This is a genomic window from Cyanobium sp. NS01, assembly GCF_014280235.1.
Classification (GTDB): Bacteria; Cyanobacteriota; Cyanobacteriia; order PCC-6307; family Cyanobiaceae; genus NIES-981.
This window is the reverse complement of record NZ_CP047940.1, coordinates 196,641-219,607: the sequence shown is the minus strand read 5'-3', so window position 1 is coordinate 219,607 and position 22,967 is coordinate 196,641. Positions and strand designations below refer to the sequence as shown.

Annotated in this window: 19 protein-coding genes; 4 read left to right on the top strand and 15 right to left on the bottom strand. The window is 53.5% G+C overall.

All coding sequences use genetic code 11. From position 1 onward, the window contains the following. Positions 1 to 2: 2 nt before the first annotated feature. The 8 genes from CyaNS01_RS00990 to CyaNS01_RS00955 all read right to left on the bottom strand — a co-directional run bounded on the left by CyaNS01_RS00990 (position 3) and on the right by CyaNS01_RS00955 (position 7,280). Entirely contained in the window at positions 3 to 761 is a 759-nt protein-coding gene (locus CyaNS01_RS00990) for a hypothetical protein (RefSeq protein WP_186698159.1), read from the bottom strand. Positions 762 to 893: 132 nt separating this feature from the next. Continuing rightward, on the bottom strand, positions 894 to 1,613 hold the full coding sequence (locus tag CyaNS01_RS00985; RefSeq protein ID WP_186698157.1) for a glycosyltransferase family A protein: 720 nt from the start codon (positions 1,611 to 1,613) through the stop codon (positions 894 to 896). Continuing rightward, on the bottom strand, positions 1,603 to 2,439 hold the full coding sequence (locus CyaNS01_RS00980; RefSeq protein WP_186698155.1) for a glycosyltransferase family 2 protein: 837 nt from the start codon (positions 2,437 to 2,439) through the stop codon (positions 1,603 to 1,605). The genes CyaNS01_RS00985 and CyaNS01_RS00980 overlap by 11 nt, the downstream gene beginning before the upstream one ends. Then, on the bottom strand, positions 2,420 to 3,058 hold the full coding sequence (locus CyaNS01_RS00975) for a sulfotransferase family protein (RefSeq protein WP_186698153.1): 639 nt from the start codon (positions 3,056 to 3,058) through the stop codon (positions 2,420 to 2,422). The genes CyaNS01_RS00980 and CyaNS01_RS00975 overlap by 20 nt, the downstream gene beginning before the upstream one ends. Continuing rightward, positions 3,055 to 4,554: a sulfotransferase gene (locus CyaNS01_RS00970; protein ID WP_186698151.1), complete on the bottom strand. Its 1,500-nt coding sequence runs from the start codon at positions 4,552 to 4,554 to the stop codon at positions 3,055 to 3,057. Before CyaNS01_RS00970 ends, CyaNS01_RS00975 begins: the two co-directional genes overlap by 4 nt. Next, positions 4,551 to 5,639 (bottom strand): exo-alpha-sialidase, encoded by a 1,089-nt coding sequence (locus tag CyaNS01_RS00965; RefSeq protein WP_225875724.1) that lies wholly within the window; start codon positions 5,637 to 5,639, stop codon positions 4,551 to 4,553. Before CyaNS01_RS00965 ends, CyaNS01_RS00970 begins: the two co-directional genes overlap by 4 nt. 83 nt (positions 5,640 to 5,722) lie before the next feature. Further along, complete coding sequence (locus CyaNS01_RS00960; protein ID WP_186698148.1) at positions 5,723 to 6,688, bottom strand: sulfotransferase; 966 nt, start codon at positions 6,686 to 6,688, stop codon at positions 5,723 to 5,725. A 361-nt stretch (positions 6,689 to 7,049) separates the two neighbouring features. Further along, complete coding sequence (locus CyaNS01_RS00955) at positions 7,050 to 7,280, bottom strand: hypothetical protein (RefSeq protein WP_186698146.1); 231 nt, start codon at positions 7,278 to 7,280, stop codon at positions 7,050 to 7,052. Positions 7,281 to 7,511: 231 nt separating this feature from the next. On the opposite strand from CyaNS01_RS00955, the gene CyaNS01_RS00950 reads away from it, so the two are divergent. Next, on the top strand, positions 7,512 to 8,159 hold the full coding sequence (locus CyaNS01_RS00950; protein ID WP_186698144.1) for a hypothetical protein: 648 nt from the start codon (positions 7,512 to 7,514) through the stop codon (positions 8,157 to 8,159). Positions 8,160 to 8,450: 291 nt separating this feature from the next. On the opposite strand, the gene CyaNS01_RS00945 is transcribed toward CyaNS01_RS00950, so the two are convergent. Beyond that, positions 8,451 to 10,007 (bottom strand): sulfotransferase, encoded by a 1,557-nt coding sequence (locus CyaNS01_RS00945; RefSeq protein WP_186698142.1) that lies wholly within the window; start codon positions 10,005 to 10,007, stop codon positions 8,451 to 8,453. A gap of 85 nt (positions 10,008 to 10,092) precedes the next feature. On the opposite strand from CyaNS01_RS00945, the gene CyaNS01_RS00940 reads away from it, so the two are divergent. After that, positions 10,093 to 11,265, top strand: a complete 1,173-nt coding sequence (locus CyaNS01_RS00940) for an HlyD family secretion protein (RefSeq protein WP_186698141.1) — start codon at positions 10,093 to 10,095, stop codon at positions 11,263 to 11,265. A gap of 3 nt (positions 11,266 to 11,268) precedes the next feature. On the opposite strand, the gene CyaNS01_RS00935 is transcribed toward CyaNS01_RS00940, so the two are convergent. The 6 genes from CyaNS01_RS00935 to CyaNS01_RS00910 form a co-directional block, all read right to left on the bottom strand. Next, complete coding sequence (locus CyaNS01_RS00935) at positions 11,269 to 11,904, bottom strand: hypothetical protein (protein ID WP_186698138.1); 636 nt, start codon at positions 11,902 to 11,904, stop codon at positions 11,269 to 11,271. Positions 11,905 to 12,419: 515 nt separating this feature from the next. Continuing rightward, complete coding sequence (locus CyaNS01_RS00930) at positions 12,420 to 15,389, bottom strand: ABC transporter transmembrane domain-containing protein (RefSeq protein ID WP_186698136.1); 2,970 nt, start codon at positions 15,387 to 15,389, stop codon at positions 12,420 to 12,422. A 221-nt stretch (positions 15,390 to 15,610) separates the two neighbouring features. Then, positions 15,611 to 16,186 (bottom strand): hypothetical protein, encoded by a 576-nt coding sequence (locus CyaNS01_RS00925; protein WP_186698134.1) that lies wholly within the window; start codon positions 16,184 to 16,186, stop codon positions 15,611 to 15,613. A gap of 457 nt (positions 16,187 to 16,643) precedes the next feature. Continuing rightward, a complete protein-coding gene (locus tag CyaNS01_RS00920; RefSeq protein WP_186698132.1) occupies positions 16,644 to 17,243 on the bottom strand; it encodes a peptidylprolyl isomerase in 600 nt (199 codons plus the stop codon). Between the two features lie 241 nt (positions 17,244 to 17,484). After that, positions 17,485 to 18,804: a hypothetical protein gene (locus CyaNS01_RS00915; protein WP_186698131.1), complete on the bottom strand. Its 1,320-nt coding sequence runs from the start codon at positions 18,802 to 18,804 to the stop codon at positions 17,485 to 17,487. An 81-nt stretch (positions 18,805 to 18,885) separates the two neighbouring features. Beyond that, positions 18,886 to 20,079: a glycosyltransferase gene (locus CyaNS01_RS00910; RefSeq protein ID WP_186698129.1), complete on the bottom strand. Its 1,194-nt coding sequence runs from the start codon at positions 20,077 to 20,079 to the stop codon at positions 18,886 to 18,888. A gap of 114 nt (positions 20,080 to 20,193) precedes the next feature. Between CyaNS01_RS00910 and CyaNS01_RS00905 the strand changes: the two genes are divergently transcribed. Next, positions 20,194 to 21,849 (top strand): hypothetical protein, encoded by a 1,656-nt coding sequence (locus CyaNS01_RS00905; protein WP_186698127.1) that lies wholly within the window; start codon positions 20,194 to 20,196, stop codon positions 21,847 to 21,849. Positions 21,850 to 21,851: 2 nt separating this feature from the next. Further along, positions 21,852 to 22,967 carry a tetratricopeptide repeat protein gene (locus tag CyaNS01_RS00900; RefSeq protein ID WP_186698125.1) on the top strand — a complete coding sequence of 372 codons (1,116 nt, stop codon included), beginning with the start codon at positions 21,852 to 21,854 and terminating at the stop codon, positions 22,965 to 22,967.

The window sequence follows — 22,967 nt, the reverse complement described above, 5'->3', positions numbered from 1 at the left end:
CCTTAGGCAACGTAGCCCTCTTTCACCTGAACAGTGATCGCAATGGTGCGGCGTTCTAGAGTTGAGATAGCAACAGGATATTTGCCATGAAATGAGCGATCAGTCTTGCGAAATCCAAACAAACAATTGGCGCCATAGTGAGCTCGAAAAACCTCGTGAAATTCGTCTAAAGGCCATTGTTTCCCAGACCAACAGCGCAAATCCGTGCTCCGTGGAACAAATATTGAAGTGCCTTCTCGAGCAAGTTCTGGATTCGGAGAACAATACAGCAAAAAAGTTGCCAGTTTGTGTGGCGCGTCGGTGTGGGGCGAAATTTGGTAGCCTCCGTGGTCAGCCCATAGATCAACTCTTGTCTTCAGGCCATGCTCGGGAATGGTGAGGTACTTATGGTCGGCCGATGGCTTTGGTAGTGCCGCAAGCATCGAAGGCCCAATTCGTTCTGCGAACTGCAAAAAGAATGCCCAGAATCGGCTTTGCTCGGGAGTCAGTGCAGACAACGTCTCGTCGTTGAGATTCAGCAGGCGTCGATACTTATGAGCATAGGGATTGCCTGTACGGCGGGCAGGCATTGACTCCATGCACTCCGAGGTTGGATAGAGTCTGCAAAGTTCTTCAAAGAAAGCTTTGGGCAGGAGCTTTGGTAAATACAGGTGGGGGAATGGCTCGCGATTACGTGTGGAGCCTTCTAATTTCTGTTGGGAGAAAGCAGCGACTTCGTCAAGAAATCCCAGGGTCTTCTGGGGAATCGCGGGTGCATGCATCAGTAGTCCCTCATCCTTTGCTCCAGTTTAGCCTCATGGGGGCATTGACTACGAAAGACCAGTCCCTAAAGAATTGTGACTCAACTGTTGAGCTCAACCGTCCCCATCCTGGGCGCGCTGTATTGATCTGGCTTAAAGAGGGGGGTAGCCGTCCTGCTGCCATTGGCGAAAGGCAGCTTCATAGTTGGGCATTGGTTGCACGCCCGGTGGGATCACCTCACCCATTTGACGGTAGAGGCCCTCCTTGCCGCAGCGATAGCACACACTGGGATCATTGAGATGGTGCCGGATAAGGCCAGATTCACGAACATGATGAAGCATCACGCGGTCTCCAATCAAGTGAGCGTAGGGTGGCATCAGAGCCCAGTGATGTAGGAGATGAAATGCCTCACGGCCGAAAAGCATGCAACTGGTATCGATGAAGCAGTCAGGATCCGTGATGGGACAAGGACCAATGGGCGATCCGTCCAATCTGCACAGCAGGCGAGATGACGACACAAAGGCAGCACCACTCTGCTCACGGCAAACCATCATCTGCTCGATGTGATGGGGCTCATACCAATTATCGGCATCCAGGAACGCCACGGCATCCACACCAAGCCCGATGGCGTGATAGCTGCCGATCAGCCGCGGCGTGGAGCCGATGTCGTCATGGCTGGTGGGCAGCAACACATGATCGATTCCCCAGTCCTGCAGTTCAGGCTGCGGATGTCCATCGGCCACCAGCACATGCCGGCAGGCCATGGTTTGGGCTTTCACGCTACGGTGGCACTGCTCTAATAGCTCCAAGCCCTCGCGGTGGTAAGGGGTGATTACGGCCACTTTGGCAATGGCTCGCGATTCAGCGGTCACGTTGGAGAGCCCGACACAAGCGATCGTCGACAATCAGAGCACCAGTGCTTAAGAGGGCCTCCCGATCCTGTTGGCACATCTGCAGCTTATGATAATAATCCTCTAGGCGACCTCGCTGTAGGTATTCCTCGTAAACGTGGCGCCAAGTGCTTCCTACTTCCACGGCAATACGGGTATTGCGCATTAGTGCTTCGGTGCCCTGGCGAATCTTGCGGGCGAACTGATCGTAGCTACGAGTGGGAAAGTGCAAGATCTCGATGTCTTTGACTAACGGCGCATGTACAAACTCTCCAGCAAGGCTAACGCTATGATTGCCGTCACTGACTTCCGCCTCAGGGTGGGCACGGTGACACACCTTGCCTGGCAAGGGCAATCCCTGGGAGTTCAGAGACTGGCGCTCCCGGATTAGCTGAAGCTTGTAGAATGGAACTGGTTCGGCGCTGTCTGCTCGCTGAGGTGGAGGCAGGAAATTACGGCGTTCAATGTGCACAGCATTCCATTCGGCTGGTACGCATTGCAATTCCGCCTTTAGATTCCCGCAGGCTGGCCACCAGAATTCGTCAGCGTCGCCATGAATCAGCCAATCGGCATTCAACTCTGTGGCGGCCATGCGGGCCATCCGGGTGACCCACACGGCCTGGTTGTGGTCATGTCGAGGTTCCTGAAGCAGAGTCATTCTCCCGCTAGGTAGAAACCCCTGCAAAGTCTCTAGCGTGCCATCTACGGAGCCATTATCAGTGATGATCAGATGATCGACACCATGATCAAGGTGAAACCGGATAGTGCTGGCAATGATATCGACTTCGTCACGGCAGAGCAACGTCATCACCAAGCGCATCGTCAAATCCCCGACGGATTAACTCTTGATTATGCAGCAGTCGCTGCCTACTGCCGCAGCAGCCAGGGTTGGCGTGCGGAAACGGTACCCCCGGCAGTGGCTGCCCGAGAAAGGAGCAGAGTGGAGCCCAGCTGGCCTGCTCCTCCCAGCACACCTCCAGCAGGTCTTGGGGACGCTGCCGAAAGTAATGACGCACCCGGAGGAGGTGGGCCCGATAGAGGCTCAGGTGGGCACGTGGATTCAGCTGGGGATAGGGCCAGCCGTAGGCCAGGGTGCGGGAGCGGGAGCCGATGGCGGGATCGGTGCGCAGGCTGTGCTCCTGGAGGCTTCGAAGCCAAGCCCGTGCTGAGCGTCGCCTGGTGAGGATGAACCGACTGCCTGGATAGAGGTGGTCGAGCTGCTCGAACACCATCGGGTAGGGCCAGTCTTCGAAGGAGTCGTGACGATCCACCACAGCTCGCAATCCTTTCAAGTCACCATGACGAACTTGCTCCAGCAGGCTGAGATCGAAGCTGCAGTGCCGATACCCAAGGCGGCTGAGACAGACCCCCAGCGTTGTGGTGCCGGTCTTGTTCAGGCCGATGCCAAACACTTTGGCTCGGCTCATGGCTCTTCGCACTTGGCCAGATCCAGCAGGGTTCGGTACAACCTCAGGGAAGTCGGCGTGGCCTCAATATGGGCTTCACTGCGACGCAGGCTGAGGTCAACGATGCTGTGGTCGAGCTCCAGGCCCGTGAAGGCCTCCAGCCGAGCCAGCCCCGTGGGCTGCAGCAACTCCTCGTAGTGGATGAACAGCCACCGCCCCTGGCTCCGTTGTCGCTTGAGCACGGCCTGGTAGTGGGCCTCCCAGACCTGCAGGACCTGCTCTGCGGTGAGCTGCAGACCCTCGAGATAGGGGGCCGAGCCAATTTCCTTCAATATGCTCGCCACCACCACCGAGGGATGGCGAAACACACAGAGACACTGCACCTGATCACGCTCCTGCTCCGGGAGCTCCTGGATCCAAGCATCCAGGGTGTAGCAGAAGCGAGGATCCTTGAAGCAGAAGGGGCCGCGTGACAGGAGCGTGCGGATGCGGCGACGTAGCTCGGGCGTGATCGCCACCCGGGCCGAGCTGGGCAGGCTTGCCAGCCAACGTTGCCCTTCCCCAAGCGGTGGGGGCACCAGCGGGCCCAGGAGGTCTTCATTGATGGCGTTCACTTCCCTGTCTTCAAAGAAGCCCAAGGGGTTGGCCGCACGGGGTTTGTAGGGGGAGGCCTCACCCATGAACAGGCCGCTCCTCCGGAACAGCCCCGCCAGGAGGCTGGTGCCGCTGCGCCCGGCCCCGAGGACAAAGAGGCGCTGGGGGGCAACTGGGGGCCAGGGCGCCACAGCGGTGTTCTGGCCAGTGGGGAAGGCGCTGCTGGCCCGGAAGCGGCTGGGGTCTTTGTTGAGATAGCCGGCGAGGGGCGCGCGCATGCTGTCAGGGATGCGGCCATGCACCACCTTCACGGCCATTCCCGCGCCGGCGATCCAGGGTTTGGTGGTGCGCAGGTTGTATTCCGGTGGTAGCACCCAGCTGCGCAGGCCGCGCTGCATGGCCCACCAGAGAGCTGAACGCAGGGCGGCCTGGTCAACCTCCACGCCTACTTCATCGTAGGTGGTGAGCCAGCGTCGCACCAGTCGGTGCTGGGCCCGTCCGCTGCGGAGGGCCAGAACGCCGCTGTTGAGCTCACAGACACCCTCAGGCACCTGGGGATCACGCCACTGGAAACTGCGCACCGGAGCATGGCATCCCACCAGGTCCACCACGTCCAGCAGCTTGAACACATCGTCAAGCGGGGCCAGCAGCTCAACGTCGCTGTCGAGGAAGAGGGTGCGACGAAAGGGCAGCCGGAGGAGGGCCGTGATCTTGTCGCGATAGGTCCGGCGCGGATCGGGATGGGGCATGACCCGATCGAAGGCAGCCGCCGGAACGCGAGCGGGTTTGTCGGTCAGCAGCCACAGCGGTCTGCCCCCGAGCCAGGGGCGGATCCGGGGAACGGCTGTGATGGCTTCGTTACGGTGGCGGCGCCCTGTGGCCACCAGCAACACCCCTTCGGAGGACCTGGACAGGAAGTTCATGCAGGCTCCTGCACGCCGAGGATCGCCTGCTCGGAGAGGCACAGGTAGCGGATGGCAAACCGATCGCCCCAGGAATAGGCGATGTGGAGTTCGCCTGGCTGGCCCTCCACAATCGTTGGGTAGGCTGCATTTGTATTACAGAGCCGGTTGGCCTCGCCACAGAAACCCTCACCGCAGTCGATATCCCGCATCCAGGGCCAGCTGTGGCCGTCGTCGTTGCTGAGAGCCACAGTGAGTGGCCAGCGTGGGCATCCCCATCGCGCTTGCCCCCAGCGCTCCGGCGCTGCCGGCTCCGTTTCCTCCGAGCAACGGTTGAAGATCATCGCCAGCCGGCCGCTGGCAAGCCGCAGGGCCTGAATCGAGCTGTTGTTGTTGGGCAGGCTGGTGGGTTGGGGTGCGCTCCAGCACAGGCCATCGGCCGTGCTCCTGGAGCAGTAGATGCGATCGGCCAGCCGGCTGCGGAAGAACTGAAGCAGGGAGGCTCCATCGGCACTGGCCACGATCGATCCATGCACCCGGCCGGTGCTTTCGGGTACGGGCACGACAGTGCCGCTGAACCGGCCATCCGGCTCCAACAGGAGCACCTCGGAGAGATCAGAGCCGAAGGCCTGGCCCTGCTCCAGGCAACGGTAGATCGGCAGCAGCCAGCGCCCATCGGGGCGGCGATGGGGCTGATGGCGGCAGAAGGCGGGCTGATCGATGAGATCGGCGGCCGGGCACCAGCGACGGCCGCGGGGGGCGCGCGACTGAACGCGCAGGCTCGCCGTCCACTGCATGGAGAAGGGACGATCAGGCTCTGCGGGATCAGAAGGCCTGCGGCAATGCTGGGCGGTATGAATCAGCCTCAGTTGCCCCTCGGCTATGAACAGCAGAGGATTCTGTTCTGAACGGATGGGATCCTGGGAAATCAGCCGAGGAGAACTCCACGAGGATGATCGAGGACGGAGGACGGAGAGGTAGACGCTCATTCCCGCAGTTCCTTCTCGATCTCCCGCCATCCAGACGCAGGCCAGGGTGCCAGGGGTAAGCCAGGCCAGCTGAGCTGCGTGGTTCTGGAGACCAGCTGGCTCGAGCAGGGCCCACAATCCCGAGACGAAAGGCGAACGATAAAGACGACCCCAGCTCAAACGAGCGTTGAGATCATGGACTCGAGGATGCTCCAAGCGAGTCAGGAGGCAAGGTCGAGGTCTAAGGGATCCATGCCGAGCTGGGTGACGGCTTGGACATAGACCGGAAGGTAGACTTCCTGCAGGATCTGCTGGACAGAGGTTGGCATGGGCTGCTGTGGCCGCAGGGAAGCTTGGTTCACTCCGTGTTCAGCGCGGCTGTAACTGGAATTGGGCAGCACGGGACATCCGCCGACCGTTGGAGTGAGCATGATGGGTTCAAAGGGAAGGCCAGCCAAGGCGCAGAAGCGTTGAAGCTCTACTCTGGGATCAGATACGAGAGCTTCGTAGGTGGTGGTGAAGCTATAGGTGGCTGGATTCCGATGCAAAGACAGGATGGCTTTGACAGAGAACCGCCAACGCTCAAGATGCTTCTGTACAGTCTCAGTATCAGCAAGGCTGAGTGAAATATGATTCACTAGAGAGGCGATCCAGGAGTCTGGACGCCTCAGGAGACTCACCAACATGACGTCCGGAAAATCAGCGAATAATCGCTGCAGGGAATCGGAATGCAGGATGAGGTGAGGCAAAAAGCAAGACATATAACGCTCATGGCCCGAGCTGTGATGCTCAGGCCATGAGGCGAAGAAAGTATGGAAATAGATCTGGATGGCAAAGCGCTGCGTCTTCACTGGAGCTTTGGAGTAGAGCTCTACGAACCGTTGGCGGTGCTCCGTGAGACTGTAGGTAAACGAAACATCTTGCTTGCCAGCCTCGAGATTGCTGCCTGGCTTGATAAAGACACCCTGCCTGCCGATGGCAGCAATCTTGTCTTCCTGAAGCGATTCAAAGAGTGGCTCAGGTGAGTTGAGGAGTTTAGCTAGCTTGGGCCAATTCCACTTCTGGGGCTTCCCGATGAACAGTTCGTGCGGGTGGGCCTGAATACCAGAGTGGCCATCTAAAAGCTGCGAAAATAAAGTACCCCCGCTGCGATGCAATTGGGTAATCAGGAGGAGTTGGGGGTACATCCACAAAGAAGGGGAAATGGCTTAGCAGGAGCCATGTGTTATGCAGCTCACTCCGCTAGCGCACAGGCGTCAAACTTTCGTGAGGCGTAGGCGAGCTGAGGGATGCTCTTTGTGGAAACTCTAGCAAGCGGTCTCGCGAGTCACCACTAGGAGCCTGTCGCGCGTAGATCCGCGCCCAGGCTCCTAGCCCTTCCGTACCTGGAACCCCGAGCAGACGCTGCTGCTGCCGGCATCGCCAGTTGACGGGTTGCCGGAGAACCCCTAGAGTTCTTCTTGCTGGATCTGGCAGCTGAGCTCGATCTGGAGGCCTTCAACGCCCTCTTCTCCGTAGCGGTTGGTGGGAGGTGCTGCTTCTTGACGTCTACTGTGTTGGGCCGCCATCCTCTTTCGCTTGCGGAACGGCAATCAGCAGCCTGACCAGAGCCTGATCAGTGACTCCCGCCGCCGCCAGCTCAATGCTCAGGCCAGGTTGTTTGTTCTTGTACTCCGGCTCTGTCAGAAAGCAGGCCTCGTGAGCCTGAGCCAGTGCAGTCACATAGACTGCAGATGAGAGTATAGCAACACTCGTTCGATGCGCGAAGTAATCATCCATCCTGGACTTCCCCGCACAGGCACTACTGTGCTGCAACAACATGTGTTCCCCAGGGCGGAAAGAACTCTCCTCTTGAGCAAGGCTTATGGCGAAAAGTCGCTCTTGTATCCATATACACTTCGTGATCTTAAGAGGCTGATTGGGTCGGTAGAGGGTGACGCGGTAGGTATAAAGTCGTCTTCAGCGATTAGGCTAAGGCTTTTTCGTGCGATCTACACGGCCTGCTTCTCCTTGGCGGTTGATAATAGCAGGGTTGATGTGCAGAGATTGCTTCAAGAGCTGTTGCATCTTGTCAGCCGTGGAGGAGATCAAGAAAGTGTCGTGATCTCAAGCGAGCGCTTGATGGATACATACTCATCGCTGAATGGCGCGAGCAGGCAGAAAGGAGAGAAGGTCTTCCCGGTCTTTGTGCTAATGAGCAACATGCGTGCTATTGGAATAGAACCAAGAGTGTTGATTTGCTTGCGCGAGCCTCTGGGCTATCTGAGATCAAAATATCTGCGGACCTTGGGTCAGAGGCGAGCGATTGGGGCGCGACTTATAACGCCTTATGAATATATCATCAAGCAAGTCGCTCTAGAGGAGAGTTGCCCTGGGACTTCAGTACTATCGCCAGCTCAGCATTCCAGATTCCTGAAAACTCTGCAGGCCTGCAGTGCTGTCCATGCCGTTGGATTCAGGGTTCTGATTCAATCCAATGATGTCTTTGCTCAGCTAGGATTCACTGGTCAGCCTCTGCATGCCTTTCGAGACTTTCCCCGCGAGAATCAACTCCCCTACTCCATAGAGGAGGAAGAATACGTTCGGCTGGAAGTGATTAGGGCTCTGAAGTCAACGACCTACTATGACAAGATCATGCTAAGCAAGAGATTTGATTAGCTGGCTTGGCTGATCAAGTCTGGTACTTGTGCATGGGGAATCAGGCCCTGGCGTAGCGCTGTCCCTGCAAGCTAGGAATTGGAAGTTGAATGCTGGCAGAGGATCCGTGCCAGTAGCTATGATCAGCATCAAGAATGATTGCCCTTTCTGGTCTCTGTCAACCAAGTTGATGGGGTATCGTCGATGGAAAGTCTGGCATTCACGGCATGAAGCCTGCCAGCAAGCCCACAAAACATGGGGCAGTCCCGAACGAGAGTATGGCGATTAGAGTAGTAGATAACCATGGGTTATCTATGATTCGAGTGTATATCCATATAGACTGGCAATGGGGCCACAAAGGTCCCAGATCTCCGCAATGTGGGGATCGTCAGGCTCCCATCGCCTGCGGCGCTCGGCGTCCACCTGGAGTTGGATCGAGCTTGTCTGGAGATTTAGCTCTCGAGCTAGCTTGGCTGCGGCTGCGGTGGTGTGGTCACAGAGATCCTCGTAGCGCACTTCCAGGATCCGATGACCAGATCGATGCTTGTAGCTCTGCATGCGCGACAGCTGGAACCACCAACTCACGGCATTGCGCCAGTGAGGAGGGTCAATCTGGGGATCTAAATTGCGGCCGAGGGCCCGGTAGGCCGCTCCCAGTGTGGCGCGACCAATTGGATTTGTGGTACGCGATGTCATGTGAGTACGCCGTAAGCACACATCGAGGGGGTGACGCACCAAGTGCACAAGCTTTGCCTTAGGCCAGGCCTCCATCAATTCCTGTCCGACCAGCATGGCCTCGGGAAGCTTGAAGCCCCAGGGCTGGTCTAGGGGGGTGTGTGCTGATCTGTGCCAGCGTGCGCGGTTCCGAAGTTCCGCGGCCCAGCTGCCGCGCCAAGGGTTGGCGTGGCCAGCCAGGTTGGTCAGCACGGCTTCGTAGATCAAATCTACCCACTGCAAGGAATCCAGACTGCGGTTCAGGCTGTCGCCGAGATGGAGCCCGAAACCCATACACACTTCAGCGAGCAGCCGGGTGCCGCTTCCCCCACGCCCTGTGAGGATCACGGGAGGCTGGTTGGGTTCTCCGGGGGTGAGGGGTGCACTGCTGGTTATATCCTCGGAGCTTGCCATTTGGATGTCTAACTGACGCTGCCAGCGCCCCACGCTAGAGGCATCGATTTTGCGTTCCCTGCAGCACACACTGAGGCTGATGCCCCTACGCCTTGGCTGTCTCTCTTCAGATTCCAGGTGCCGCAATCCGAGCTGCTTTCGCAGCTGAGACAGTCGCAGATCAGGGTTACTGGTGAGTGCTTCAAAGTTCACCAAAAACCAGGTGAGTCCGGCGCTGGCCCATTGGCTCTGGAGGTGGTTGACCTGAGCCCTTGCCTCAGTCAGCAGTTGATCTGCTGCCACCAGATAAGCACCCTGATGGTGGTGTGGATCGGGCAGATCCGGCTGGAGATGGGGAAACCGGGCTAAGGAAGCCATGGTATCATTGCGACCTCGTTGGGTGAGCAGCAGACGCATACGACCGGAAAGGTTTGAAACCAGTAACTTGTCTTGCAGCACCGGATCCGCGATAAGGCCCTGAACTGGCAAGATCAGGTGTGTTGGTGCTTGAGCTGGAATGGCTCCATGGATCTCACGCAGCTGTGCTTCCATCTCCAGCTGCAGAGATTCCAGGTGATCAGGTTCATCAATCAGACACGACAACCAGACCAGAGCCTGGGTGTTTGTACCATCCACGAGAAGGGCATCGGGGTGTTGAGCAAGCTGGCCAGCCAGGGCGGCGATTCCCGTGCGGGGAGCACCGCTCACCAGCACCAGTTGAGCATCACCAGCGGCACCCAGGGCATGAGAAAACGACTGCATGGCTCAGGCCCTACGATTGAGGAGTATCCTGGCAGGTGCAATGCCCAGAACCAGCAGCAAGAAGCAGCTTCCCCCAAGACCTCGGGTGACCTCGGAGAGAGGTGAGCTCAAAAAGGGCCAATCAACCGGTGCCTTGGGCGATGCGGCCAACGAGTGGCTGGCAAAAAATCGATCGCTGGTGCTGCGTCAGTCACCCGTGTGGGCTAAAAGCCTTGCTGTGGTGTTCACCGCTCTGGGCACGATTGCGGTCGTCGGTGGTTTTCTCTTTCGGATTGATGAAGTCGTCACGGTGCAGGGCCAGCTGAATGCTGTGGAGGGATCTACGGATGTGATGACCCCATCTGGGGGCCAAGTGGCCCAGGTGTTCTTTAAAGATGGAGAGTTTGTTCCAAAAGGCAAGTTACTGCTTAAATATGACACCACAGCGGCTGCTAAGGAAGCAGAAACTCTGACTCTCATGATCTCACTTGAGACATCAGAGCTTGAGCAGCAACTGGCAACATTCGTCAGCCGGACAGAGGTTATCAAGGGTCAAAGAGTTGTTTTAGAGACAAAGATTAAGACCAAGACTGAGATCCTGGATTCACTACGGGGCCTGGTGGAAAGTGGAGCGTACACAAGGCTCCCATTCCTTGAGCAGACTGATGAGCTGCTTGAGTTGCAAGCACAACTCAATCAGCTTGACGAAGAGCTGCAGCAATTGACCTTTCAGGCTACGCAGCTGAGACTGGAGAGCGAAAGGAATATTAGTCAAATGCGCAATAGCTTGGTGAAAGCTAATCTGCAACTACAATACCAGAATGTAGAGGCCCCAGTGGCTGGAATTGTCTTTGATCCTAAAGTCCGTCCTCAGAGTGTGCTTCAGCCAGGGGAAACGATCCTGACACTTGTTCCTCAGGATTCCCTACATGCCCGCGTGTTCATTCCCAACATGGACATCGGCTTTGTCAAGCCAGGCCAAGAGGCAAGAGTGCGGATCGACGCCTTCCCCTTCGCTCGCTATGGTGATGTACCTGGCATAGTAGAAGATATTGGAGCCGATGCATTGCCCCCCGACGAGACCAACCCTATCTACAGATTTCCAGCGCGCATCAGCCTTAAACGTCCCTATCTTGAAACACGTGGAATCAAGATCCCACTTCGCAGCGGCATGGCAGTTACGACAAATCTGAAACTACGTGATAAGCCAGTGATAAGCCTGCTCAGTGACCTGCTAGTTGATCAACTTGATGCCGTAAGAAGCATTCGACAGCAGTAGACTCTAAACGCTAGTCACATGCTTGGACATCATACGCTTGAGTGCGAGGTCTAGGCGTTCACGACTTAGATCGGAGAGCAGCGGCCACGCGAGAATGGTGGAGCATAGTGAAGCGGCAAGTTCCGGCTTGCTTCTTGCGCGCTTGACGACAGCCGTTGCCATCAGTTCGACTACCTTCTCTTGGTCTTCCTCTTCGGCAAACCATTCATCGTTGAAAAGAGGTTGATGATGAATGAGCTCACGAGTTGCTATTTCTTGCTTTGAGATTCCAAGCTCACTGATTTGATATCTAAACTTTTTCAAGAGCAACGGCCACAACTTCAAATCAGCGACCTGAGACTCCATGATAAGGTCTAAGTTCGCGTCCACACACTTCTCGTGTTCAGTCGTGAACCCGGACACGCGCGCCGAGTTGTGACGCAGAACTGTAAACGGATTGATAAGGGGGGCAAGTCCATATATCTTTTCAATGCTAAGCACAGATGCATGAAAGTGTTCGGCCAGAAACAGTGCGTTGATTCGATCTAGTCTCTCAAGGGAGGCATTGAATAAGTCTTCATCGGTATAGCCTTCTTCGAGAATACTGATTTGTTCTATGTTATCGGTATCTAGTAGGCTAAAGCGTTTGGCAAGCGTCATGGATGCGAGCCGCCTGCAGATTCCATTCCTCTCTCTCTGGAGGGATGTGGCAAGAACATCGGCTAGCGAATCACGATCTACCAACCCTCGCGACGGCTTGATGAGATCATAGCTCTTGCGCTTGCCATGAGTGGTGTCCCGAGCATGAAAACGCAGTAAACCACTTCGCAGTCTTGCGACTGGTTCACGAGCATTCATCCAAAAGTCCCAATTGCCGGGCAAGAAGGATTCGAGTCCCATAAAGATGTGCCCTGCTACCACTGCCCCCTTCGTTGAACGGCCTCGTAGATAACGGAGAGAAGTGCTTAGACTTGCTAAGTTGGGATTATGCCTGCCTTTGCCATACCTGTTAAGGGGGTCGCCAATCTTAAGATACCTTTTCCTGAGATTTGCTTTGAGGAGTGAATGTAGCGAAGTGCCTGCACATCGCCAGTTGTGAATGAACAAGACATTATTGCCCTTGAAATATGATGCTGTGTTGAGTTCAGCGACCAAGGCTTGGTGTGTAGCTGAAGTCATTCGCTGTGAGCCTGCTGTCGATAGAGCACCGAATATCTTCCTTTCTTCTGCATCAAGTCTTGATGCTTGCCAAGCTCCTCGAGGCGACCATCATGCATGACTACAATCAAATCACTTGACTTCACAGTGCTTAGTCGGTGAGTGATGAAGAACACTGTACGTGCTGCTGCCCAACGTTGGAGATTAGCACAGAGTCTCCTTTCAGTATCAAAGTCCAGCGCACTAGTTGCTTCGTCCATGACGAGAAGTTGCGGATTTGAAAGGATGGTGCGCGCAATGGCAATTCGTTGGCGCTGGCCTCCAGAGAGATTGCCACCACGCTCTGTGAGCTGAGTGGCATAACCCTGGCCTAAACTCATAATAAAGTCATGAGCACAGGCTATTGTTGCAGCTTCGATAATTGATTCACTGCTTGCCAGTGGGTCGTTTAGAGAGATATTCTCCGCAATAGTCCCCTCAAAGAGGAGTGAATCTTGAGGAACAATTCCAACTTGACGCCTAAGGCTTGAGAGGTCGACCTTGCCAATATCATAATCATCTATGAAAATCCTCCCTTGCTCTGGGTCGTAAAGCCTTGGTAAAAGCTTCATCAAGGTGCTCTTTCCGCTGCCACTCTGCCCAACAATCCCTACGAAACTGCCTGCAGGCACATTGATGCTTACGTCGTTGACTTGATAAGGCCCCTTGGACTTAAACCGAAAGCTAACATTCTCAAAGCGAATGTTGCCAATAATAGGCGGCAATGAAATCTGACCCACTTCATCGGCTTTGTTGAGCTCTGGATTCTGATCGAGAATATCGCTTAAACGCTCCATGGATAACTGTACACCTTGGAAGCCTTGATAGAGTCCACTGAGTTGAAGAAGAGGGCTTGTTACGTTGGACGAGATGATTCGAAAAGCAATCAACATGCCTAGGGTGAAATCACCTTCAAGCACAAGCCACATGCCAACCCACAGCACCAGCAGACCGCTGAGCTGATTCAGGAAGTTGCCAATCTCACGAGAGGTTGCCCCTAGAGCAGTACTTTTGAAACCCTCATCAATAAAGTGGCGATATCGATCCTGCCACTTCCAGCGCGCCGTTAGCTCAAAATGCTGAGCTTTAACTGTCTGAATACCATTCAGCACTTCAATAAGATGGCTTTGGGTACGAGCCTGGGCGATGGCTCGCTTGCGGATCAAGCTCTTGTAGATCGGAGCAACACCAAATACCAATAACAAATAAAGTGGAAGTATGCTGAGAGACACTGCCGTGAGTAACGGAGAATACAGCAGCATCACCACGAGATAAGTGACAGCAAAGATGAGGTTAAGCACTGAGATCAGTGCTGTTCCCGTGAGGAAGTTACGGATATTATTCAGCTCTCCAAGGCGTTGACTAAGTTCACCAACAGGGCGCTTTTCAAAATAGGCCAGAGGGAGAGTTAGTAGTCGATCAATTACCGCACTTCCGAGAGTTAGATCCATCCGATCTGTAGTGTCGATAAAGATATATGTGCGTAGTGCCATGAGAATCCCACTGAATAGGGCCATCACCACCATCGCCGACCCCAGCACGTTGAGGCTACTGAGATTTCCCTGGCTCAGTACCTTGTCAATGATCTGCTGAATGAGCAGGGGGATGGCGATTCCAAAGAGTTGAGCCAGCAATGAGGCTACGAATACCATGATCAGGGCACCTTTGTATTTGCCCAGTAATGGAGTGAACCAACTCCAACCAAAACGGCTTGTAGGGGTTGCAGTTACGCGCCTAGGCAGGGCTAGGCGGAAACGATCACCGAGCTGATTCTCAAGATCTGAGATATTGATGCGTTGCAGCCCTTTGTGGGGGTGACCTAAGATCGCCTTATTCTTGCGTGCCCCGAAAAATACCACAGGGATTCCTCCCCATAGCCAGATTGCCGGCGCTTCAATGCTTGCGATGAATCGACTCTCCACTTCCGCGAGCTGGGTGTTAAGGCCAAGCAACTCACATAGGCCCGCAAGGAGCTCAATGGACATCCCCTTGTCGCGGCGGAATTGATCTTCAAGCACTTTCTGGATCGCATCATTGCGAAACGGTACCTGCTGCTCAAGAGCGACCATCTCGACCACGGCCATGGCTTCAGCTAGCTGTCCCCGACCCCGCACGACGGGAAATCTGTCGTTGTCCTTGAGGTGGTCAGCTTCAAGGATCCCTAGTTGATCCAGCTGCCTTGGTTCCGTTTCTACAGAAGACAATGGAGTGACGGCAATCACCTGCTCAGACGCAGGCAACCGATCGGATGGTGGCAGCCCGATTACCCGGTAGGGAAGTTGATAGCCAGAACGACTGGGTAGGGAATCACCAGAGAGGATGTGTTGCCCCACAGCATGCTCCGGAACACCAGCCGTGCTGAGGAACCACTCCAGACCGGGAGCCCCAGTGGGGGCTTCGAAGGGCTCGCCAGGCCGACAAGTCTGTGCCTGTGCGTGCAGGGCACGATCGGCAAGGTCATCGCTCCATCCCTGCACGCGCTTGGCAGTGTGCTGTGCCGAGGCCAGGGCAACGATATAAGCTTCCTGCGGACTGACTAAGGAAGAGAAGTAGGCTTCAAACTCCGAGTTGTTCTTGAACAACTTGATATAGGCTTTCGCAGGCAAAGCCAAGCAGCGTACCTGCTCAGATGCGATCACATGTTCACATGATTCTCCACGTAGTAGAGAGCTCCAGCCAACCAAGGTGCCGGCCCCAATCTTTGCGAGCGTGATCTCATCTTTCGTCGCTGCACTGGGTACCAAACATCTCACTTCTCCGGCCAAGACAAGGAAGATATGTGAAGGCAGCTCATCAGGTCGTACTAATATCGATCCAATTGAGAACTCCCTCAGCTCGCCTTCTTGGAGCCAGGAATCAAGTTCATTGCTAGTCAGCAGGGAAAACGGTTCACGGCTACGAAGAGCAGGATAAAGCTTCTCAGCAAGCATTGCAGATGGAGTCGTCAAGATTGTCCTGCTGTGTGGAACTAAAAGGTCGTTGGTTAAGCCCTTTCGTGAGTGTTAGAATAAAGGACGGCTGAGCTGATAGAGTTTGCTATCTGCGACATAGCAACTTACAAATTGATCTTAGCAGAGTAGGAGCTCGCCCCATATCCCGGCTCTGCAGGAGTGGCAGGGCATCGCCATCAGCTTCAGAAGCCAGGCGGCCAAGCCCCACCATGGGCTGGCTACTCGAAGAGCTGCTCCTTGTGCAGTTGGGAAAGAATCTGCAGATTACTGAGAAGCCCACAAATCCTTTTTCTAGCATCGCATGCCACCTCCATCAGCGTAGGGAAACTGTTTTCTGTGGGAAATGCACTGAAGGCCACCCTTCGTTCCCCGGCAAGGCCAATTAGATCAAACACATCTTCGCTGGCCAACAGTTCACGAAATCCGTAAGGACGGACAAAGCCATACTGAGAATGATACCGGATGTAAGACTTATGATAGGCAGGAAACAATGCGGAGCTCCACGGTTTCAGCTTATGACCCTGTACTTGAACCGTTAGCCATTCCTCAGGGCTGAGTGCTGTACGGCCTTCACCTCGCATCATCTTGTTAGCCGAATAGCGCATATACCTGGAGAGTACATACTCTTCGGGATCACGAAGGCAAAAGGATATGCATGGTAGTGGACCCAGGCCATTTGCCTTCCAGGCGTCGCAGATCACTTGTGTTGGCAGCGTGATACTGTCATATACACTTGATAGCTTACCTGTGATTGCTAGAGGTGTATTCGAAAGTGACTCAGAGGCGATCACCATCCCCCTGTATTCTGAACCACACACTACTACTCGCGCAGCTAGCCCCAAGGCTTGAGTTAACAGCTGTTGCCAGCGGCGTCTGCTATGGAGTTGCTGTCTGCAAAGAATACCGGCAGTCTCATTGATAATAAGGAATAGGAGATCCTTCTCGTCTGTCGAAGCAAGGCCTCTATCCTGGAGACTCTCTAATCGAGAAATGAAGTCATTATAGTCTACGATATAACCCACATTAGTAGTCTGCAGGCCTTCGTCTTGGGCTGCAGCGTTGTGGGATCTATAGGCACGCTTCTGCAAACACAGATAGTGTTCTGCTGATGTAAGGACATACTTTTGGAGGGTTGTGGTGGCTGTACGCGGTGGCCCCACATGTAAGAATAGAGTACAGTCAGCCGTCATGAACTAGCATCAAGTGCGTTGAGAAGACTGGTGTCGGCATGGAGGCCGTGTAGCAAGCTCATCAGTCAATCGATAGGGCCTCAAGGACCTTCTTTTGCATGTCTATAAGCCATTGATTAAACCTATCCTTCAGAAGCTTCCTTCGCAGGTCTTGACTGTATTCTGCTGGGATATATTCTGTTAGCATCAGTATGGCAAAACGTCTGCCAAGGGCTATCGGTGGCTCCACGTGACTGGGTGTCATTGTACGGAGAGCCGGTCCGAGGGAATAGGGTACATCCTTGAACAGGCAGAGGGGAAAATGGCCCCCTGCTCGGGCTTCCTTACCCTCTCCATACTTCATACTCAGTTCTGGGAAGGTCGTTTCTCGAGACTTGAGCCGATGATAAAGTTCTTTAGCCAGAGGCAAGTTGGCTACCCTTAACAAGTAGAAGCTAGCTTGATCGTAGTCTTCTTTGTTGGCTAAAAATAAAGCCTCTACCTGTTCACTCCAGAGCATTGAAGACCATCTGTGCACACCTTCACTCACGGTGAGGTGCTTAGGAAGTGTTTGTTCGTTTAGGCCCAGCTCTGTTGCGCTGTTGTGTTTTCGCCATTCATCGAGAAGTGAATCAGATAGCTGCATTCGTTCGTCGATCTTCCAATCAACCTCTGCAGCCACCTCTTGACGTATCCAGCCGCGGATCGCAGCAGGAAGGAGCCCAGATATTGCGAGAGAAGTCTTTGCGTCAGCAAAACAAATCTGTATGCGCTTGCGGCGATCCTCAGTTAACCACTCCTCAGGTTGATGGATGTCAGCGTGTTGCAATGGTGTTGCTTGAGTCAAGAAAAAAGGCGCCTGTAAAAAGGCGCCTGGGAACTTACAAGATGTTCAGGATCCTAACCGAAGGCCTAGAAGGGCTTCAGTTAGTAAAGAACTCAACCCGGATACGTGAATTGCCGGCAGTGTCAAGGCCGTCAACATTGGTGTTGTCCTTGAGACGGATCAGCAGATCGTCGTCTACGTCATTGAGGTTGTTACCACCCATAAAGACGTATTGGGAACCTTCTGCATCGAAAAGGACGAATTGACCTGCATTGAGATCTTGATTGAGCACGCTGACGCGTTCATCCAAGCCAGCGCCAACACCACCTTTGAAGGTCACACGACCCGAGTTATTAACGTTGAAGTTAGGCCCGATGATGGAAGAGGCAACTTTGACTTCCTGAGGAAGCACTGCAGAGACAGCAACCCATGCCGTTGCTGTGGCGCCAAACCCTACGGCCTGTGACACTCCCACAGTGTCAGTGATGTTGATGTTTGACTCTGTGGCATCGGTGTACTTGATGTCAATATCGGATGTTTCACCGAATTCGATCAGGTCGGCACCTTGTCCACCAAATACGTTGACTTCGCCACTGTCACCGCTTCCAATTACAATGGTGTCGGCTCCAGCGCCGCCGTCGACAACGGAGCTGCCGGCATCACCGGGATCGAGGAGAACGATGCTGTCGCTTCCGTTATCACCAAAGATCTTGGATGAACCGACATTACCAGAAATAACGATGGTGTCCGAGCCTGCACCGCCATTGATGGTGCTATTTCCAGTCAGCGCGCTGGCAATGAGGAGATCTTGGTTCCCTCCCAGTGTCACAGTCGAGCTGTCAATGTCTTCGCCTACCAGGACGGTGTCCATCCCTGCCCCGGCGCCAACGTCTGAGTCGGAGACGCCACTTACACGGAAGAGATCACTACCTCCTCCGAGTTCGATAGTGGATGCTGAAACAGAGCCCTTAACGAAGATTGTGTCTTTACCAGCACCGGCAAACACACTGGAGCTATCAATTTCAGCAGAAACAAACAACGAGTCGGCACCTCCGCCAAGCTCAATGGTTGAATCCTCAACTTGGTCGCCAGCTTGAATGTTGTCGCTTCCAGCGCCAGCCCAAACTCGGGAGCTGTCGATTGAATCTCCATTTCCAGAAACAATCATGGTGTCTCCGCCAGCACCCAGGCGAACCTGGCTACTTGACATATCACCAGTGAGGACAACGAGGTCAGGTCCGCCGGCGAGAGAGACGAAAGTCTGGTTGAGGTCGCCGGTCTTGGTGAAACCTTCAACGGTGTCAGCGCCACCTTGCCCAAAGATTGAAACGCTTGTGGTGGCGGAGAGGATGAAAAGGTCTGGATTGTCTGTGCCCGTCAGGACTTGGCCTGACGCGAGAGCGGTGAAAATGGCCATGGCAACGAACTAGTGAATGGGTCATACCCAAACGAGATCTTACTCCAAGCGCTCCTGAATGACAACCAGATTTGTGTGGATTCAGTGACAGATGCAAGACTGCCACAGCAAATTACTTGCTGATATATCATATGCTAATACTTTTTCTGCCAATCTCTTTCTTAGGCTTATAAAAACCTCTTGGTTTAAATATATTTGTTCTATTTTAGCATGCAGCCATCCAGGTTGGCGGTGATCGACCAGGAATCCTTCGTAATTCGTCACGAACTCACGCACTGGCTCAACGTCTGAGGCTACTAAAAGTGCACCACAAGCCATAGACTCCAACAAGCTCCAGCTTGCTACGTAGGGCTGGGTTAAGTAGACATGACACCACGAACGATACAGCCAATCCCTGTAGTTATGTCGCGACAATCTTCCCAGGAACTGAACACGATGATCCAAGCCAGCTTCTTTGAGGTATTTTATCGCCCATTTGCCCCAGCTACCCTCAAGTGGCTGCTTACCTCCATAGTTAATCTCGTCTTCACCTGCGATCTGCACTACAATATCTTCGTATTGGGCAAGCACACTTGGCAATTCCAGGATAAACTCTGGAAATCCACGAACAACCTCCATGCCACGCGTGCCGTAGGTTAAGTATTTTATATCAGATATATCTGGGCTTGGAATTGTCCTTCTAAAATAGTTGATTTCAATTCCATCCGGAATCACAATGCAACGACGCCGTATTGTACGAGGTAATTGAGCCCTCTGCCAATGGGTGGGGCTTATCACAGTATCGCAATTCTCAAGTTCTTGAAGGATCAGTGCATTGCGCCCACCATTTCCTGGTGACCACTTCTTGTTTGAGCGCTTAAAAACAGGCCACCTACATCCCTCGTTAAAGGTAGTCAGGCTGGAAGTGGATTGAAACCACCATTCTACATATCCAATCCTGTGAGCGTGAGGCCATAGGTCTGCTAAAGCTAAGCCGCATCCCCATCCAGTATGGCTGATCACCACATCGGGCGTATAGTCATTTGCCTTGAGCTGTTGTAAAGCAGCCCTATATTGTGCAGAGCGATGAACTGCTTCGTCATAGGCAGACCTTGTAGCTGCCTTCAGTCGTTCATGACCTAAGTCACCCTTCAAGGTGATCCGCTTGACACCATCAATCTTGCGTCCATAGTGGGTTTGGCAAAGGAATGTTACATCGTGGCCTTGACGCACGAGCCAGAAGGCGCGCTCCCTAAATTGGGCTGGGAAGTTCGGGTGTAGAATGAGTACCTTCATGCATTGAGTATACTCATTTCTGTGGCAGCCACAATCAAGCAAGCCATCCAAGCCCACCAACGTGGGGATCTAGGTGAGGCTGAACGCCTTTACCGGCAGCTCATCGCGTCCCAGGTGGCTAAGCCTTCTGTCTTTCAAAACCTAGGCGCTCTCTTGCGAGAACAGGGTAAAATACCTGAGGCCCTTAGCATTTACAAGCTTGGTCTTGATGTTTGTCCAAAGGATCCTGGGATTCTGGCAAATAGAGCGAACATCTACAAGGATTCGAAGCCTGCAACTGCACTCTTTGACATCTTTGACGCCTTGAAGGCAAATCCATCGCTGGTTAACTCGTGGGTCACAGCTATCGCAATCCTTGTTGACTTTGATTGCAAAGACTACGCTCTTCATGTTGCCAAGCAATCACTTCTGGCTGGCTGTGCCGACACTCGATTAATCATCCAGATTCTCGATCTCTTGGGGCGTTGTGCGGATCGCACATCTCCTATTCTTAAGACTAAGTTACACCTGCAAATCCTTCAGTCACTGCAGAATGTAACTGCCACACTTCCGGTGACTCAGCGTATAGATACACTATTGGCTATCGCTTTCCATTGTGCGGATCAAGGGTTTTCTGAGCAGTCCACCTCCTTTTATCATCAAGCCCTTCGCCTTCTACCTCTACAGTCTGATCAGCTTCAATTGGCCGAACGAAAAAAAATACAAAGCCTAATTACAAGCCATAGCTGGAATATGGCTTGTATGCTACTTAAGGAGGAGGAGTTCGCCCAAGGCTGGAAGCTCTATGACTATGGGCTTCGAACCCCATCAAAGAGTCCTCAACAATGGCAGAGGGCATTGAGAAAGCCTTTTTCCATCAAACAGGTTCCAATCTGGCGTGGAGAACCTTTAGAGGGTAAACACCTTCTTGTGCTCGAAGAACAAGGAATCGGTGATTCCATGATGTTCTTGACTTTGTTGCCAACCATACTGTCTGAAGCGGAGAGTGTTGATTTGATTGTTGGCGAACGCCTAGAACCCATCTATCGGCGTGTATTTACAGGCCAGGCCAGGGTCTGGACCCATCATGAATTTGAAGATCAAACTTTCAACCCAGCTACATTTGCTTTTCAAACAGCGCTAGGATCTATCCCCCAGTACAGATTCACCACGATTGACTGCTATGCTCCCAAGGTTCCGCTGCTTACTATAAGTCCCTCCCATGTCTCTCGTCTAAGGCAGAACTATCTGGATCAAGTTGGTGCTGCAGCGTCCACAAAGTTGATTGGTGTGAGCTGGAGTGGTGGAGGCACAAAGTCACGGGTCAAAGCGAAGTCTATGCCCGTTGCATTGTTTCAAGAGCTACTCAAGGGTGCCAATAACACCATCTTTGTCAGTCTCCAGTATGGCGATGTAGCACAACGGGTTGAGGCATGGAAATCCCAGGGAATTCCCATTATTCACGACCCAGACATCGACGCCCTGCTTGATATGGATTCTTGGCTCCAGCAAGTTGCGGCATGTGATGCCATTGTCAGCGTAGCCAACACCACAATTCATGGAGCTGGTAGCCTCAACATACCAACCATGTGTCTTCTTTGTGAGCCCAGCGATTGGCGATGGCTAAGGGGCTCTGCCATTCAGCGCTCCTACTGGTATCCCAGTGTTGGCATTGCACGTCAATCGGTATCAGGTGACTGGCAACCCGCCGTGGATTCCACCCTCCAATGGATCAATGATGATTGCCCGATGCCTTGTGGACCCTATTCAAACCAACCTGCTATCGAGTGACAATGCCTACCGTTGATTCTACTTCTTTACTTCACTCCTTCCGCCAGCATCGGCACCAAGACGTTGTAGAGGCTGCTAAGTCTATTTCCCCTGGTTCTATCGATGAGCCTCGTATTGGCTTTATTATTGCAGCTTCTTACTTTTCTCTTGGTCAATACCAAGATGCTTTAAGCTTTCTTGAGCCAATTGAAGCCGACTATAGTTCCGATGCATCCTACCTATCTCTTTATGGTGCCACTTGCCGCCGTCTTGGCAAATTAAACCTAGCAAAACGGCTGCTCAAAAAAGCTCTTGCAGCTGACCCCACTGCAAAGGAGCCGCAGAATAACTACGCCAATCTACTAATCGATCTCGGCGAGTATCGCGAAGCTCGACTAATGCTACAGGCACTTGTCGAAAACTACCCTGACTATGTCGATGCACGTACAAACCTCAATCGACTAGCCTACAGAGAACGTGTTGCCCATGATGATGCTAATCAGGAACAGCTGCGCGCTGAGTCTCCTCCTGATGGCATTCTTCACATAGACTCGGACTCTCCCTGGGACCCACTTGCTGACGCCTTTTCGGAGCAAGAGATCCACGATACCCAGCAACGCTATCGTAAAAATCAGCGTCTTAGCCAAGTTCTGTTTCGCAAGCTTGTTGATAGTATCCCTGTACCCACGAGTAATCAGATTGCCTCTGATCAGCTCAGGCTTGCTACCGCACTCATGAGCGAGGGGAACTCTCTGGAAGCCCTCAAGCTATGTACATCAATCCTTGCATTGCAAACCTTGCCTTCTAGTCTTTGTTACTCCATTGCATCCCAATCTTACTTGAGACTCGGCAGAACTAGGGAAGCTGAGAACTGCCAGCTTCAATCGGTCGTGCTTGGGGACTCTTCTTTCTCTTCGTTTATCAACTTGGCAAGTTTCGCCCAAATGAGGCGCGACTATAGTCTTGCGCTGCACTATCTTGACCGAGCAGCCGGAATCGATCCATCAGCTCCGATCTTATCCTCTCTTCGTGAACAGATCAATAAATCTATGAATACAAGTCATCACTCTTCGTTTAGATTCGAGGACACCTGGCATAACTCTGATGCAAAACTAAACCCCCAGAAGCCCGCTACTTAA

Bases quoted from the DNA above. Each gene is read 5' to 3' on its own strand.
- CyaNS01_RS00960 (WP_186698148.1), bottom strand. From the start codon at position 6,688: ATGTACCCCCAACTCCTCCTGATTACCCAATTGCATCGCAGCGGGGGT.
- CyaNS01_RS00925 (WP_186698134.1), bottom strand. From the start codon at position 16,186: ATGGTGATCGCCTCTGAGTCACTTTCGAATACACCTCTAGCAATCACA.
- CyaNS01_RS00990 (WP_186698159.1), bottom strand. From the start codon at position 761: ATGCATGCACCCGCGATTCCCCAGAAGACCCTGGGATTTCTTGACGAA.
- CyaNS01_RS00915 (WP_186698131.1), bottom strand. From the start codon at position 18,804: ATGGCCATTTTCACCGCTCTCGCGTCAGGCCAAGTCCTGACGGGCACA.
- CyaNS01_RS00980 (WP_186698155.1), bottom strand. From the start codon at position 2,439: ATGACGTTGCTCTGCCGTGACGAAGTCGATATCATTGCCAGCACTATC.
- CyaNS01_RS00955 (WP_186698146.1), bottom strand. From the start codon at position 7,280: ATGGATGATTACTTCGCGCATCGAACGAGTGTTGCTATACTCTCATCT.
- CyaNS01_RS00970 (WP_186698151.1), bottom strand. From the start codon at position 4,554: ATGAACTTCCTGTCCAGGTCCTCCGAAGGGGTGTTGCTGGTGGCCACA.
- CyaNS01_RS00910 (WP_186698129.1), bottom strand. From the start codon at position 20,079: ATGAAGGTACTCATTCTACACCCGAACTTCCCAGCCCAATTTAGGGAG.
- CyaNS01_RS00945 (WP_186698142.1), bottom strand. From the start codon at position 10,007: ATGCAGTCGTTTTCTCATGCCCTGGGTGCCGCTGGTGATGCTCAACTG.
- CyaNS01_RS00975 (WP_186698153.1), bottom strand. From the start codon at position 3,058: ATGAGCCGAGCCAAAGTGTTTGGCATCGGCCTGAACAAGACCGGCACC.
- CyaNS01_RS00935 (WP_186698138.1), bottom strand. From the start codon at position 11,904: ATGACGCTTGCCAAACGCTTTAGCCTACTAGATACCGATAACATAGAA.
- CyaNS01_RS00900 (WP_186698125.1), top strand. From the start codon at position 21,852: ATGCCTACCGTTGATTCTACTTCTTTACTTCACTCCTTCCGCCAGCAT.